At 39.0% G+C, this 15,579-nt stretch carries 14 protein-coding genes; 13 read left to right on the plus strand and 1 reads right to left on the minus strand.

Going from position 1 to position 15,579, the window contains the following annotated elements:
* The first annotated feature begins 312 nt into the window (after positions 1–312).
* The 13 genes from Q9G97_RS04070 (at position 313) to Q9G97_RS04135 (ending at position 14,969) form a co-directional block, all read left to right on the plus strand.
* The gene (locus tag Q9G97_RS04070) at positions 313–4,161 is read left to right on the plus strand and encodes a beta strand repeat-containing protein (protein WP_371747927.1); all 3,849 of its coding nucleotides are present in this window, start codon (positions 313–315) and stop codon (positions 4,159–4,161) included.
* Positions 4,162–4,326: 165 nt separating this feature from the next.
* A complete protein-coding gene (locus Q9G97_RS04075; RefSeq protein ID WP_305899817.1) occupies positions 4,327–4,971 on the plus strand; it encodes a hypothetical protein in 645 nt (214 codons plus the stop codon).
* A 126-nt stretch (positions 4,972–5,097) separates the two neighbouring features.
* A complete protein-coding gene (locus Q9G97_RS04080; RefSeq protein WP_305899818.1) occupies positions 5,098–5,559 on the plus strand; it encodes a glycohydrolase toxin TNT-related protein in 462 nt (153 codons plus the stop codon).
* Positions 5,546–6,184, plus strand: a complete 639-nt coding sequence (locus Q9G97_RS04085) for a hypothetical protein (protein ID WP_305899819.1) — start codon at positions 5,546–5,548, stop codon at positions 6,182–6,184. The genes Q9G97_RS04080 and Q9G97_RS04085 overlap by 14 nt, the downstream gene beginning before the upstream one ends.
* Before the next feature lie 102 nt (positions 6,185–6,286).
* Positions 6,287–7,900 (plus strand): polymorphic toxin-type HINT domain-containing protein, encoded by a 1,614-nt coding sequence (locus tag Q9G97_RS04090; RefSeq protein WP_305899820.1) that lies wholly within the window; start codon positions 6,287–6,289, stop codon positions 7,898–7,900.
* A 188-nt stretch (positions 7,901–8,088) separates the two neighbouring features.
* Positions 8,089–8,778, plus strand: a complete 690-nt coding sequence (locus Q9G97_RS04095) for a hypothetical protein (protein ID WP_305899821.1) — start codon at positions 8,089–8,091, stop codon at positions 8,776–8,778.
* Positions 8,779–9,005: 227 nt separating this feature from the next.
* Positions 9,006–10,685: a hypothetical protein gene (locus tag Q9G97_RS04100; RefSeq protein ID WP_305899822.1), complete on the plus strand. Its 1,680-nt coding sequence runs from the start codon at positions 9,006–9,008 to the stop codon at positions 10,683–10,685.
* Entirely contained in the window at positions 10,682–11,173 is a 492-nt protein-coding gene (locus tag Q9G97_RS04105) for a hypothetical protein (RefSeq protein WP_305899823.1), read from the plus strand. The genes Q9G97_RS04100 and Q9G97_RS04105 overlap by 4 nt, the downstream gene beginning before the upstream one ends.
* 16 nt (positions 11,174–11,189) lie before the next feature.
* The gene (locus tag Q9G97_RS04110) at positions 11,190–11,477 is read left to right on the plus strand and encodes a hypothetical protein (protein ID WP_305899824.1); all 288 of its coding nucleotides are present in this window, start codon (positions 11,190–11,192) and stop codon (positions 11,475–11,477) included.
* Between the two features lie 164 nt (positions 11,478–11,641).
* Positions 11,642–12,004: a hypothetical protein gene (locus tag Q9G97_RS04115; protein ID WP_305899825.1), complete on the plus strand. Its 363-nt coding sequence runs from the start codon at positions 11,642–11,644 to the stop codon at positions 12,002–12,004.
* A 106-nt stretch (positions 12,005–12,110) separates the two neighbouring features.
* A protein-coding gene (locus Q9G97_RS04125) for an IS3 family transposase (RefSeq protein WP_371747904.1) occupies positions 12,111–13,300 on the plus strand; the annotation gives its coding sequence in 2 pieces (ribosomal slippage) (positions 12,111–12,381 and positions 12,381–13,300; 1,191 coding nt in all).
* 82 nt (positions 13,301–13,382) lie between these two features.
* Complete coding sequence (locus Q9G97_RS04130; RefSeq protein WP_305899827.1) at positions 13,383–14,066, plus strand: Imm49 family immunity protein; 684 nt, start codon at positions 13,383–13,385, stop codon at positions 14,064–14,066.
* A gap of 228 nt (positions 14,067–14,294) precedes the next feature.
* A complete protein-coding gene (locus Q9G97_RS04135) occupies positions 14,295–14,969 on the plus strand; it encodes a DsbA family oxidoreductase (protein WP_305899828.1) in 675 nt (224 codons plus the stop codon).
* A 111-nt stretch (positions 14,970–15,080) separates the two neighbouring features.
* Here the strand turns inward: Q9G97_RS04135 and Q9G97_RS04140 are convergent, their stop codons facing one another.
* Positions 15,081–15,350 (minus strand): DUF4031 domain-containing protein, encoded by a 270-nt coding sequence (locus Q9G97_RS04140; RefSeq protein ID WP_305899829.1) that lies wholly within the window; start codon positions 15,348–15,350, stop codon positions 15,081–15,083.
* Positions 15,351–15,579: the final 229 nt, after the last annotated feature.

Consider the following 15,579-nt stretch of genomic DNA (forward strand, 5'->3'; position numbering starts at 1 on the left):
ATCTTAAACATATTTAATAAGATTTCTTTATCTAACTGCAAAACTGTACTTGCCCCTGCCGAGGGACGAGGCACAAAGCTAACTATTAAAGAAAAATAGCCCATGCCCTGCATATTTCCAGCTCATTAAAGCACTCAAATCTCTAGGCCATGCTTTTTAACCGTAGGCAATAAAGACTCAGCTATCCTAGGTGATGATACCTTAAGTATCATTGCAGGCAAAGATATCAATATAACGGGTGCCAAGGTTAATAACTATATTGGCAGCTCTGAATACGTTGCTGGAGAAAACATTAATCTAAATGCCCTTAATATTGGTAGCAGTGAAACCCATCAGTACAGTGATCGTGACTATCGAAATACCAGCCATTCAAAAGATACAGGCAGCAAGCTTGTTAGCGCGGGTAATCTGACCATGTCAGCTAATAATATCAGCGGTGTTGCAGCAGATATCGAAGCTGGTGGACTTGCTACTCTTGATGCCAGACAAGACATCAGCCTACTTAACGGTACAGAGCAGGATAAAAATGACTCTTATAGTACATCTGCCCAAAGAGACAGCCACTCTGAGCGTAGTACCAGCATAGGCAGCCGCTTAGATGCTGACCGTATTGAGATGCAAGCGGGCAATGATATCACGCTGACTAATGCAAGCGTCAATGCAAAGACAGGCATCGAGCTTGGGGCCGGTAATAACATCGCCTTCAACGCCGTAAAAAACACCAATGTGAGCGACTTTACCGATCATAATGGGATCAATAATTCTGGGCGTAGGGTTGATGTCGGTACGCAGTTACACAATCAATCAGGCGAAGTTCGTATTACAGCAGGTAATAACGTTACTGGCACGGTCACGCAAATCATAAATGAGACAGGTAACACTATTATTGGTGCTGGCAATGATGTCATCTTTAATGAAGGGCGAGACGAGACAAGTAGTGAGGGTACTCGTAGTTGGACGAAAAAAAGATGGTATGGAAAAAAGACATATACTGAGCATGAGAGTAAATTTAGTGATACTGCAGTGACCAGTAATATCACAGGCGATAATGTCGTTATTAGCTCCAATAAAGGTAATGTCAGTCTCATAGGTGCTAATGTAAACGCGGCACAAGCGGCAGAAGTGACTGCAATGAAAGGGGCGGTCACGGTTCAATCCGCTGTCGACAAATCAGCCAAAAACACCAATCGCACTACTAGTAATTTCTATAAAGGTACTGGGCAACAAAAAGGCTACGAGCGCGAGACGCTCAATGAGACTGGCATCAGTGGTGGTAGCGTCTATATCAATGGTCAAAACGTCGATGTGAATGCAGCAAGCCTACAAGCAAGAGAGGGCAACCTACAAGTAGGCGACGCTACCCTCGCAACTGACACTCAAGGCAACTTAAGATTAGATGACAACGGCAAACCTATCATCGAATCAGGTTCTATCGACAATCTCACCTTTGGCAAGATAAAGCTTGAAGAGAAAACATGGGATAATAAGCAAAAGTCCTATAAAGGCATTGCCAAGATTGGCATGCAAGCCGTAGGTGTCGTCGGCGGCGCGTTAGGTATTACTGACGGTATGACGATTAGTAAAAGTAGTGAAGACACTAGCAATCATACTACCGAGGCGGCATCAAAGCTTGAAGGCAGTAACATCCTTGCCGGTGGTAACAATGTCAAAGCTGATGGCACCTCGTTTAAAGCGACTCAAGCAGGTGGCAGCACCTATGTACTGGGAAATAATGTTGAGTTAGGGGTGGCGACAAGTACAAACACGACCACCCAACGACGTCAAGAAGAAACCATTGGCGGTGAAGGTATTAAGCTTAACAGCGACAGTCTACAGCTTAGTGCAGTCGTTCGTACCGATGGCGATGATAAAACCGTCACCACCACCACTACTCATCAAGGCGTCACCATTGACAGCGACAACATCATCGTCCTTGGGGATATGACAGAGGGTAGCCTCAACACCATCAATGCCACCTTCAATGCTAATGAAGAGACGGGCAAATTACTGATCGGCGCTAAAACCACCGTCTTAAGCGGTATCGAAAACACCCAAACCGTCACCCAAAGCAATAAAACCGATACTACCCGAATCAGTGCGTCAGTCCATCATATAGCAGCAGATTTAGTAAGCGCGGGCGAACAAGTCAAAGAAGCAGGCTCTGCCCTCGCCGCTGCTAAGAACAACCTTCGTGACGCCAAAGACAGAGTATCACGTGGTGAGCTAAGTCAAGATGCCATCAAAGACTATGAGATCAACCTAGCTGCTGCCACCCTTAACCTAGCTAACGCACAAATTAATCTAGGTAGTGTCGCCGCTGGTGCTGCTAATACTGCGGGCACCCTAGGCTTTAGTGCTTCAGCTAACGTTGAGAACACCCAAACTACTAGTAACGACACCCAAACCCAAGGCAAATGGCAGGGTACAGAAGTCAATGGCGCTAATGCTACCTTTGTTGGTGATAACTTTACTGGCGTCGGACTCCAAGGCAATATCGGACAGCTCAACATCGACAACCTTGGCAGCCTCAACCTTAGTGCAGGTACCAACACCAGTAGCAGTACCAGTACCAGCAAAACCAATAGCCAAACGGGCAGTATCAGCACCACAGGCAGTGCAAGCCTTGGCATCAGCACCCAACAAAGCCAATCCCAAGCCCAAGGCACTACCTTTACCAACAGCGAGCTAAACGTAGGTGAGCTTAATGGCTATGCCGATACCACCAACTTAACAGGCGGACGCATCAATGCAAATGGCGGCAGCTACGCTACAGACAACCTATACATCGAGACCGTGCAAAACAGCGAAAGTCAAAGCAATAAAAGTTCAGGGGGCAACCTAGGCATCAACTTTAACAACGGTATTCCAAGCGGTGGCAGTATCGGTGCCAATAAAGCCAGTGGTAGCAGTCAAAGCATAACCGCCGCCGAGCAAAGCGGTATCGTCTACAATGATGACAATCACAGCCTAACCGCAGGCAGCACCACTAACATCGGTGGCATCATCGCTAATATAAACACCGATAGCGATGGCACCCAAACTAACAGCAATCTGAACTTCACCACAGGGACTCTAGTCACCAAAGATATTATCAACACCGCAACTCGAGAACAGACCAGCATCGGCGGCAGTCTAAGCATAGGTAGCACGGCTACAGGTAAGAGTCTGAACAATGTCGGTCTCCAGCTCGGTAATACTGGTCAAGAGTTTGAAAGTAAAACTCGTGCCACTATCGGACAAGGGGCTGTTGTTACTAGTGACGCCAGCACAGGCAATGACAGCTTAGCAGGTGTCAACCGTGATGCCTTTAACGCTGAAACTGTGATCAAAGACATCCAGACTGGTGGCCTTGATGTTGATACGGGTATCGATACGAGAGTGTTTACCAATGCGGGTCGAGCTGAGATTATCGATGAGCAAAAGGGGTTGGCTGGAAATGTTAAACAAACAGGCAAAGACATAGCAGGTGCAGCGGCACTAGGTTATGAGACAGGTAAAGAGGTTTATAATGCCATTCAAATCGCTAAAGAAATTGATAAGCTAAGAGATACTCTCACACCTGCAGAGCAGATTATCTTTGATAATGAGCTTAAAAGATTACAGGTTGAGAATTCACTTGAGTCTAATGCTGTTCCTAAGCAAGAAGTTGCTCTGCCAATTATCCTTGGCGGAAAAGCTGTTGCCGCTGGTGGGGCGGCTGCAGCTGGAGCCGCTTGTGTAGCAGTAAGTTGCCCTGAAAAGCTCGTTAATGGAGTGAGTGAAGCTGTTGATTCAACTGGTAAGGCTTTAGCAGCTGTTATAATTGCCCAGAAAATGATTAATGCTTATACGGTGGATAAAGTAGTAGGTATATTTAAGTCTGATGATAGTCCAAAAACGGGTAATGATGAATTAGATGAGGTGTTAGCAGATGCCGTCCCAAGTGATGAGGGAACTAAGGGCTATCAACTTCCGGGCACACAAGAAGAGTTAGTTGAAAATATAAGTAATATTGAAGGAGCTAAAGTTGATGATAAAGGCAATGGTATTGTAATAATTACTTTACCCGACAGAACTGTAGTACAAACTTATCCTGCTAGGGGAAGTACAAAGAGACCGGGTTGGGCAGTAATTAAACCTGATGCGAAAAATCCAAAAATTAAAGGAGATACTCCTAATTAAAGGTTTAAAAAGTGGCAGTCATAAGCTTAGTTAAATAGACCTCTTGCATAAGCCATTGCTAGCCCTTGTGACTGCGTTAGTGGAAGTAAACAAACTGGTACTTTTGCAAGAGATCTAATAGTAATCGAACTTACTTACAAATAGTTGTATATGAATGAGGTGTACATGATGGGATTTTATGAATTAGGCAGTGATAAATACTATCTTGAGTCTGATTACTGGGCAACAGATAGAAAAATGATAACAAATGAGGACTGTGAGTTACTTAACGTAACAAATGCAAACCAATTTAATTTAGAACATTATTTTGTTAAAGGTGATAAAGATGTCAAGCCTACACTTAATCAAGATTTTAATTACTTTACATTACCTTATGAGTTAGGAGACGATTTAGATAATGGTTTAGAAGCCGGTGACATTTGCATGAAAATTATAGAAGAAAACTTAGAGGGTAATATTTTTGTAGCTTCAACAGATAGGGATAAATGCTGTTTTATAAAGTGTCCTACTGTAAATGAAGATGTGATATATCATTTGGGTCAAATTCATATAAATACCCCTTTTATTATCTTTGATAATACTCAGAATTTCTTTTTATTAATTGATTTTGATTTACCGCTTCAAATTGTTGGGTATAAACGAGATATTGTAGATAGTCACAACTATGTTCGTGACAATATCGGTGCTGAAGGTTGGCAAACGATATTTGAGAGATATGGAAGTTATGTGAGTATGCCTATGTTTTTTAAAGAATATTATTATTTTCTTTTACCCGAAATGGTCAAAAAGTATGTCGATGGCAAAAAATAAATAGAGTTAATAACAGTACGATCAAACGAAGTTATGAAATAGTAGTTATGTAAAGTAATTGTAAGGTTAAATTATACACTTAGACCTAGCCATGAGCTTGGTTTAATATTTTACGAGATATTTATATTGCCTCAAATCTTAGAAGCTCTTCTCAAAGACATGCAGACGGGTGGCCTCGCCGTTGATACGGGTATCGATACCAAAGGCGATGTCGCTTTAAATGCCATTAATGTAGGCTACCAAACCAACAGTATTGGCGATGCTAATAACTACTTTAAGGAAGGTGAATCTACCGATGTCGGCAGCTATGATCCTTCGAAAGATAGAGGCGGCTATACGTCGCCAGATGGTGTATCTTTTGGGGGTCGAGCAATACCTTATAACGAAAGTGATTATATAGAAGTTAAGTTTGAAGTTTTAAAACCTTTTGATACTAATAGAAGTAATGCAAGTGAGTGGTTTGATAATCCTGGTACAGGAAAACAAGATAAAATCACGCAAGAATTAGTAGATCCATTAACTGGAGATAGACTTGAAAGTAATATTGTAAACTTACAAAGACTAGGATATATAAATGAAATCAAATGAAGAAATTAAGGATCAATTACAAAATGGACCAAATATTCAAAATAGTTTTTTCTTTAAAAACTATGAAATTGATTTCCTGAGAGTTGGAGTTTTTGGTACTTCGATTATAAACGGTGTAGCAGTACCAAAAATTGATCAGAAGACGTATATCTGTAAAATTGATAATAACAAATTGAAATTAATATCTACGTATGAACCTGGATTTTTTTTAGTACAAATATTTCTAGATCAATATAGAAATATAGGTAAACCCTTGCCTACTATCAATCCGAGTACGCACCCCCTACGAAACCATTGGTATACCAGCGCTGAAAAACTAAAAAAAGCGATGCAAATTATGTTGATGCCTTTAGAAAGTTATACAGACTTTATAGCTAATGTGAAATTAGTTGAAGAGACTTTTGATAGGACGATCATTTATCCCGAGATGGAGTTAGGTAGTATAGCTACATGGTCATTGGGAGATACTAAAGCAAGAGATAATTGCATTACTGTTAATTTATTAGGAAACGATGAATGGCAAATACTTTATTGGGAAAGAGGTAGCTCTAAAGTCATTTTAACAGTATTTGCTGAAAAACACGTTTATGAGTTTTTTATGAACGAATATTTAAATGTAGTTTAAGCTTATAGAAAACGACTGATAAGAACCAAATATTCTAATAACGTAAAAAGCTACGATACTTCATGTATCGTAGCTTTTTTTGTCGTCATATCTGGGCTTGCCGTGCCCTCTATCGCAGTGGGCTTACTAGACAAAGGCAATAGCAACCCTGATAGTCTTAATAAATCAGGCATTGATAAAGCCCAAAACAACGTCACCCAACTCATCAACAATCTAGAAACAGGTATAAGCGATAATACTGTTAACCTTGCTGCTACGGTTGAAGCCATACAAGAAGGCGAGCTGACTAATAGCATTGATAACCAAGATACGCTTAATAACTTCAATACCGCTATCACTAAAGGCACTGATGCTGACGGTACGCAAATCAGTCTAGTAGATGATCTGCGCAACGTAAATGGCGATAGTGTTCGAGGCACAACCAACGTTATCAACGGTACAGATACTTATATTGCTACCGATAGTATGGGTAATGTGGTTGAACTCATTAATCATGAAGGTGCTCATCAAAACGGTCAAGGAGAATTTGCAGCTGATGTCATGGGTCAAACAGGTAACAGCGCCTTTAACCTTGGAAAATGGGCAAACAGTGACGCGATTGCAGAAGAGCGCACGACTATCACACCAAGACCAATTACTGCTACTAATGATGCCAAAGCGCAGCAAGAGCAACTAGCCAACAATAAAGAGAAGTTAGAGGCTCAGCAGGATGCTGGGGATGCGTTTGAGGATGGTAGATTCGGGGGCGGTGGTGCTGGTGGAAGTTGGGATCTATCTAAAAGTGATAAAAATAAAACTATCGAGGATGATGATGATAATTTTATTAAATCTTTCGTCATAGCAGCACAACAAGTAGATGCTCAGAAAGCTGCTCAAAACTGTACTGGAGGGGTTTGCTTTACCGCAGGTACTTTAATTCACACAATTCACGGTACAAAACCAATCGAAACAATAGACCGTGGCGAACTGGTTTGGTCAAGAGAAGAGTTTGGTGATAAATACGATTATCGTCCTGTAGTTGCAACTAAAGTCACACCTGATGCTGCTATCTTTGAAGTTAAGATAAAGCATGATAGTGGTTTAGAGGAAACCATCAACACAACAGAAGAGCATCCGTTCTGGATTGACGGTCAAGGCTGGCGTAAGGCATCTATCCTAGAGTCAGGGATGAAGCTGTTAGATAAGCGTGGCAAGGTGACAGCTACCGTTATTGGTCAAATGGCTTTAGAGAAGACTGATACGGTTTATAACTTTGAAGTACAAGATTTCTCTACTTACCATATCGGTGAGATGGGCATTTGGGTTCACAATGCAGATTGTTGTGAAGTTGATGAAAGAACTCAAAAAAGTGTGAATAAGACCATTTCTGAAGCTACTAACGACAAAGTCAACTACGCCAGAACCTACCATGGTCGTTTAGAAAACTCATTAGAGAAAGATATAATTAGCAAACCAGATAGCGTTTTTCTTGCTACCAATGGTAATTTAATTTTTTTAAAAGATGGTAATGTAGTAGTAACGGCTGGTAATGGTTCTAGTAGAGGCAAGTTAATTACCAGTTACGGAAAAAGTGGACCAAGAGGTGAAAGTGGAAAAGCTATATTTGGTGGTAAAGCTGATGATCCTGGAGTCTCTGTAACTGAAGAAATGATTATTCAAGGTAAAATTCCTAGACCAAACGGTTCAAACTTGCCACCTGCAATTAAAGTGAGGTAAGTTAATAGAATTTTGATCAGTCTGTATTTAATATTATTTAGATGAATTTATATTAGTATTTTGACTAATGAAATATACAGCATTAAAAAATTTACATCAATATTACATTAATGTGAAAATTTATTAATGTTAAGTGTTTTATACATAGAATGTATGTTGTTTAGATTTTTTTAGAAAAAGGTGGTTTTATGTGTGAAGTAATAAATATTTTTGATATAAAAGCTACTGTAGAAAAGGAAGTTTACGATAATCTAGATACTTCCATAACTTTAGATACTTCAGGATTAGTAATAGAGTTGAATTCAAAAGTTGTAGAGTTACCTTTCGTCAGTTTCCTTGATAAGACAATAGGTAATATACCTGATCTATATGGATCGGAAACATTCATCAGATTTGATTCTCTATCTAAAAGACTAATATATTTTATATATGCTGAAAACATTGATAGCGTTAGTTTGTTTAAAATAAAAGAACCTAGTAAATTTTTGAGGGGAAATCTTTGTTTTCGAAAAAATATTAGTAATACGTTCTCTTGGAAAGAGTGTTTAATTAGTGATGAAACAGAGGAGATTTTTTTCTGTAGAAATCTTAGGTTCAAGGAAGTTAAGTTTAGTAAGTTGTTAATAAACTCTAATTTTTCTTTTATATTGCTTAACGGAATTGTGGAAGGCATAGTTATAGATTTGCGTACTTTTTATCTTGAGAAGTGGAATGTTTATGAGTTTAATTTTATAAAAAACTATCTCAAATTGATTAGTAAAGAAAACTGGCTTAAAAATGAAGAAGAGCAAAATTTGAAAGAAATAAATACTCTTATGAGAAACTATAAAGGTAATATTTTCTCTAAAGACATTAATAAACTATTGGAATATTTTTAATGTTTAATTTTGTAATTTGAGACCTATAAGCTAGGCAGAGCTTGCGACAATTAGCGTCTCAAGAATATAAAATAGCAGAATACTACTTTGTTTAAGCGCAAAACAAGGCTCTCACCGAGGGACGAGGTACAAATCTAACTCTTGTAGAACAATAACCCATGCCCCGCATATTTCATGACTACTAAAAAACATAAATCTACAGGCCATACTTTCTTATCTGTTTTGCTTTGTCGTTTCAAAACCAAAGTGCAGGTCGAGCTGAGATTGCCAAAGAGCAAAGAGAGCTTGGAAAGAATATTAAAACCACGGGCAAAATAACTGCCGCAGCTGGTGTACAAGGGGTTGCTACCGCAGGTAATATTCTAAGCCAAAACCAAACCCTCTCTCAAGCCATTCAAGGCCTAAAAGCCCCTGCTAAAATGGCACAAGCCATTCAAAATAACCCTGAGATTGGCGCAGTCTTACAAGGCTATCAACAAGGCGATTATGACGGACTACTGAACAGTCAAGCTGCTCTACAAGCATTGGCTGACAGCACGGGCGTCAGTGTCGATGTTATTATCACAAGAATTACTCAAGAACTACGTGCCAAAGGTGCAACCGATGGTCAACTGGTTGCTATAGATGGTGATATTAGTAATAGAGAAGACGTCATCAAAACCACAGCCCATGAGCTTGATCATGTACGAGGCGGTAGTAGTGAGACACTAGCTAATCTAGCAGGTATCGCTGCTGACCTAAACGTCTCAGCCAGTATGGATGCCAATCAAGATGAGATAGATAAGTATAAGCCTGCTTTGGGCGATGGCAAAGATGCTATCACTCAAGCTGAGAATAAGGAGCTGATTGATACCAATGATGATACGCTGATAGAGGCTTATGTCAAAAATCCTGAGAGTTTTGATTATGATACGGATAATTGGACTTATAATGGGAATAAAGCAGCCTCTACTAATGCTGAAATGAGAGCTTTAGCAAGTCAAGCAAAAGCGATTTTTCCGAATAGCACCGCAGATCAAGCAGCTTTTATAAAAGGTAAGGGAGACTCTGTAGGATCTAGCATTGTTAAGACAGGTGAATCGTTAGCAGAATTCGCTGCTGATCCAAAAAATGCAATTACTAATTCCTTTAGAGGTATGATAAACGTCTTAACCGATCCGAATAAAGCGGGTCAAGATATGAGAGCAGCTATCATTCAATGGAAAAGTGACTATAACAACGCGATAAAAAATAATCCAAGACTTGCAGGTCAAATGAGAGGTGAGCTTGAGGATGCTGTAGGAATGGGCGTCACAACTACAGTAATAGGAGGCACCTCTGCTAATGCTCTAAAGGCGATGCAAAAAACGGGTAAATTAAAAGCTGTAGAACAAAAGAAAATTGATGCTCAAAGAATAGAAAATAATCAAAATACTGATCTACCCAATGTACTAGGTGGGAATCCAAATAGTAAATCTGATGCATGGGTTGCTCAAAAGAAAAAAACGGATATAGCTAATGGAACTTATAATCCGCATTATGATACAAAACATGGGCCCTATACAACTCTACAACAGCAATATGATCGCGCAATGAAAGGTATTAATCCTGAGACTGGTACAACTGGCAGAAAACCAATTTTTGCTAATGCCTCTAGATTCTTTAACTCAGCTGATATGAAAACAGCAATTGAGAAGGCTGAAAGGTTGTATGCTGCTAATCCTAATGATTATCCAGATCGACTAGTAGATATTACTTTTAATAAGTCTGTTGGAGAAGGGTATATGGGTAAAAATACCACCAATGCCATTAATAGAGTCCCTGCTGGTCAATATAGATGGAGTAATGTTGCTACAGTGGGTATAGATAAAACAGGAAAGTCATATACGGCATATCCTAATTTAAACGAAGGTTACATTAAAAAATGAATAATTTAACATTAGATAGCGAAAAAGTTATCAAAGAGTACTCACCTCGCCACATAGCAAATAAACTTTTTGACCTTACAGATGATGCATTAGAGCATTACTTGAGCGCAGAAGAATATGAAAACTACTATGATGCAGACTTCACAGATAAGGATCAATTAGAAAAATGGCTGTGCAAATTAATCATCAAGAAAGAAAGAATTTACAACGAGGGATATGAGCTATACAAAACAAGCTTAAGACAAATAATTGAATCAAATAGAGCTATACCGATTAATGCTCATCTTCCAGGAATTGAAGAAATAGAAATCTTAAATGACCAGCGTATTGCATATAAAGAATTTTTATTAAATTTATGGAGTTACTTATTTGATGAAGATTATGTTGCTATAAATGGATTAACGTATATAGAGAGAATAGATGAGGAGTTTGTAAACTTTCCTCATTTGCCAGAAAAATGGAAAACTCCTAAATACAGAGAAGATTAGGTTAATAGGTTTTATTATGAATAATAACAACCTTAGTTACGAAAATTTTGAAAAAGTTAGTGAAATGCTACCAGTCATTCGACTTGAAGAATATTACGGTGAATCACTTATAAACTGTATATATCGTAGCATTAGCCTTAGTATAGATGATTTTTTTCTATCATGCTTAAAAGATTGGATTGTACATAACTTTTATCATGAAGATACTTTCGAAGAAGATGTCAACGAGTATTTATCGTTAATAAATATTGTGCAAGAAGTTGGAATTGACTTTTCAAAAAATGCAAATTCAGCCTGGTACTAGAGTTCAAGAAAGTGTAGTCGGACCTCAGACAGGTAGTGATGGTAAAGTTTACGTAGGAGGTGGTAATCAAGTAGTGCCTTTGGTTGAAGATGTAGATAGATCTAAAGTTATGACTCCAATAGGAATTGCGACACCTTTGCCTAAACAGAAATAAGGAAATCAATATGGAACTTAATAACTCTGAAAAAGCAGCTCTGCTCAGAAACTTTAAAATTGATTTTGAATATGATGAAGTTGACTATCTCGAAAATTTTAATTGTTTTATTGTTTTTAATAAAGAAAGACATTCAGACAATACGAGTTTTTTAGCAAAAGTATACAACAATGAAGGAGTTAACACTCTAACTATTCCGTTTCCTCATGTAGAAATAAATCATAAAGAAATAAATGTTGTATATAAATGGAATTGGGAAGTTGAGAAAGGAGTTAGATTGGTATTTAATACTACTGGCATAATCATAGATGACTTTTGGCATGAATTTGATTTAACGAAACGTATATATACAGTTCAAGGTAAAGCGTACTAAGTCTAATTTCTTATAAAAAATCAGGCTTCTCTAACTTGTTTGTAGTGGCATAATAAAACTGGACAGCGTATAAGAGGTTTATACTACCCCAAATAGGATAACTAGTATGACCAGCAAACGCCGCGAATACACCCGAGAATTCAAATTAGAAGCCGTCAGCTTAGTCGTTGATCACGAGCGCAAAGTTGCAGAAGTAGCAGAGTCTTTAGGAGTTGGTGTATCCACCTTAGACAACTGGGTACGCAAGTATCATAAAGAGCAGCAAGGCATTGCACCAGCTACTGGTTTAGCACTTACCGATGAACAACGAGAGCTACAAGAGCTTCGCAAACAAGTTAAACGACTGACTATAGAGCGCGACATCTTAAAAAAGGCCTCAGCTCTGCTAGCCTTGGACAGCCTGAACGGCTATCGCTGATAAGCAAGCTTGCAGAGCAGGACAAACGACTGAGTAAGCGTAAGCTATGTGACTTGTTTGGTGTCATTAGAAGCAGCTATTACTATGGCATACAGACTAAGCCCATTGATATAGAGCGGGTCAAACTCAAAGCCTTGATACGTCAGATATTCAATGATTCAAAGCATTCGGCTGGTGCTCGCACCATTATCGCTATCCTGTCGAATGAGCACAGTATTAGACTGACGCGTTACTTAGCTGCTAAGCTCATGGAGCAAATGGGGTTGGTCAGTTGCCAACTTAAGACACATAAGTACAAGTACGCTGATCAAGAGCATAGAGTGCTTAACAACATCTTAGAACGTAATTTTAGCCCGATAGCGCCTAACCAAGTCTGGACAGGGGATGTGACTTATATTCGTATCAAAGGCGGCTGGTGTTATTTAGCGGTAGTGTTAGATTTGTTTGCACGGCGTGTGGTGAGCTTTAGTGTCTCAGACTCACCCAATAGTACTTTGACCGCTAAAGCACTACAGATGGCGTATCAGACGAGACTCAAACCCAGTGGGGTGCTGTTTCACTCTGATCAAGGCACGCATTACACCAGTAAGAAATTCGCTGACGCAGTAGCCGGCTGTAAGGATATGAAGCAGAGTATGAGCCGAAAAGGTAACTGTTGGGATAATGCGCCAACTGAACGCTTCTTCAGAAGCTTTAAAACAGAGTGGATGCCAAAGGGCGGTTATGAGAATATCGCTGAGGCTAAAAACGCCATTGTTGATTACATCTGGGGTTATTATCAAATCGTAAGACCGCACCGCTTTAATGATTATTTGCCACCAGCTGAAAAAGAGAGACGTTACTTTAATCAAAACCTCTTATCAGGTGTCCTAAATTAGTTGACCACTACACTACGAAGCAAAGGCCTCCTCTGACTTATTATTACACGCTGATATTAATGCTTTTAAACAAGATGCTTATGTGGCAGCCAAACTACAAATAATGGGTAAGGAAGAAATTTATTGGGCATACAATGGCTATAATACCGATAACTTCTTTGCTGCTATCATGTCTGATAATCTTGATTTAATAAACTACTTAATAAATCATCGCGATAAAATAGTAGAAATCAATGAGCCTTATGATAGAAAAGATACCCGTTCTTTCTTCAACAAAAATACCCTGCTGGCATTAGCAGGAGACTGGACTGCATTAAAAGAACGTAGCTTGTTTTTTTTAGAAGATAATAACAAGGATAAACGAGATATTATACGTATACCTGACCATGAGTTTTATATTGCTTTATGTGATAAAGACGTAGAAGCAATGCAAACGGCACTAACCAAACTACTTGAACCTAAACTAGCAAAAAAGGCAGCTTATGATGGTAATAATTGGTTTGATTTTTATCTTCAGATGCAGGTGATACTGTATGCCAAAATCGCAGCAATACATGGCTATGATTTAGATATAAACAGTCCAATTGCACCCAAAGAACTTATAGAATTTAAGCCTTTATCAAACTACTCTGAACCTTATGATTTTATGACAGAGTTTGATTATAAACAACCGCAACAAGACTGGATTAATATGTGGCAGAAACGTATGACAGTAGCTAGCGAGAAAAAGAAGAAAAAAGGACTTTTTTCTTGGCTAAATAAATAGCTTGTTTATAACAAGCGTAGGGACTATCTTGTCAAACTATTTAGTATGCCCCTGCCGAGGGACGAAGCACGAAGCTAACTATTAAAGATATCTAGCCCATGCCCCGTATATTTCACAACCATTAAAAAACTCAAATCTATATAAAATAATAACCAGTCAATAACATAAGCCACAGCTAATATAGGTATGATTGTCAAAAACATAGATTAATTAATAATGAGACCTATTATGAGTGAGCTAAATCAAACACCGCAACAACCGTTAAAAATCGACATCGTATCAGATGTTGTTTGTCCTTGGTGCGTCATTGGCTATAGACAATTGGCACAAGCATTAGCAGAAACTAATACTGAGTATGAGATTCACTGGCACCCATTTGAATTAAACCCTAACATGCCAGCAGAAGGTCAAAACTTGCGCGAGCATGTGGCGCAAAAATATGGCAGCAGTGAGCAAGAGTCGAAGGAGAGTAGAGTCCGTATGACTGAAGCGGGAGAGGCGGTCGGCTTTGACTTCAATTTTAGCGATGACACTCGCATGCACAATACTTTTGACTTGCATCAACTATTGCACTGGGCCAATGGTCAAGGGCGTATGCATGATCTGAAGCAGGCTTTATTTACAGCGCATTTCACTAATAATCGTAATATCTCTGATAGTGCAGTATTGGCAGATATTGCTGCCCAAATTGGTTTAGATCGTGAAGAGGCAGTAGCAGTGCTGAAGGATCAGCGTTTTGCTAATGAGGTGCGTGCCGCTGAACAGTGGGCGCAACAACAAGGCATACAGGGTGTACCAGCGGTGATATTTAATGATCGTCATCTAGTCACTGGTGCACAAGGGGTGGATAATTTTAAAAGTATTTTGCAGCAGTTACAGCAGTTACAGCAGTTACAGCAGTAGATCAGTTGTATTTAAATGATATATTATGAAACTATAAAAAAGAAGAGACTCTAAATAGAGTCTCTTCTTTTTTATACAAATTGAGATGCAATAGGCTAAACCAAAGGATTACTACTCAAAACGATTTAATTCAACTTTTAACTTCTTGGCACAGCTAATAATAGTTCTTCTATCGGCAGCGATAGCGCCATTATCGAGCGCTATCAAGCGCATCGCGACTGTAATATCATAATGGGGGTAGCTGGCATTACGATGAAATAAGCGTTTATCAACGTCGATAAGCTCCGCAAAATCATGCAGCTCTTGCAAGCTATCAGCAAGCATATGACACCATTTATAGCCTCTATGCTCTATACACATAAAATCCACGTATATCGCCATGTTTTCGCACCCTTTCTCAGTCTATTGACTTAATACAATTATAATTTCTACAAGTGGCCACGCTACGATTATAGGCGACAATTAAATATTTTACTCGACTACAATCGTATAAGTTAGTTAAAGTCGATCATTAAAATGATAAAAAGATGGACTAAAGCTGACCGTTATAGGACACTAGCAAAAATAGTCATTTTAAGGGTTAATTCCTTTTAATCATATTTAATTATAG

Origin of the sequence: Psychrobacter sp. M13, from assembly GCF_030718935.1 — a bacterium.
In the GTDB taxonomy this organism is placed as follows: domain Bacteria; phylum Pseudomonadota; class Gammaproteobacteria; order Pseudomonadales; family Moraxellaceae; genus Psychrobacter; species Psychrobacter immobilis_G.

Coding starts and splice junctions, on each gene's coding strand:
- Q9G97_RS04110 (WP_305899824.1), top strand. CDS start 11,190: ATGAATAATAACAACCTTAGTTACGAAAATTTTGAAAAAGTTAGTGAA.
- Q9G97_RS04075 (WP_305899817.1), top strand. CDS start 4,327: ATGATGGGATTTTATGAATTAGGCAGTGATAAATACTATCTTGAGTCT.
- Q9G97_RS04105 (WP_305899823.1), top strand. CDS start 10,682: ATGAATAATTTAACATTAGATAGCGAAAAAGTTATCAAAGAGTACTCA.
- Q9G97_RS04115 (WP_305899825.1), top strand. CDS start 11,642: ATGGAACTTAATAACTCTGAAAAAGCAGCTCTGCTCAGAAACTTTAAA.
- Q9G97_RS04140 (WP_305899829.1), bottom strand. CDS start 15,350: ATGGCGATATACGTGGATTTTATGTGTATAGAGCATAGAGGCTATAAA.
- Q9G97_RS04095 (WP_305899821.1), top strand. CDS start 8,089: ATGTGTGAAGTAATAAATATTTTTGATATAAAAGCTACTGTAGAAAAG.
- Q9G97_RS04085 (WP_305899819.1), top strand. CDS start 5,546: ATGAAATCAAATGAAGAAATTAAGGATCAATTACAAAATGGACCAAAT.
- Q9G97_RS04135 (WP_305899828.1), top strand. CDS start 14,295: ATGAGTGAGCTAAATCAAACACCGCAACAACCGTTAAAAATCGACATC.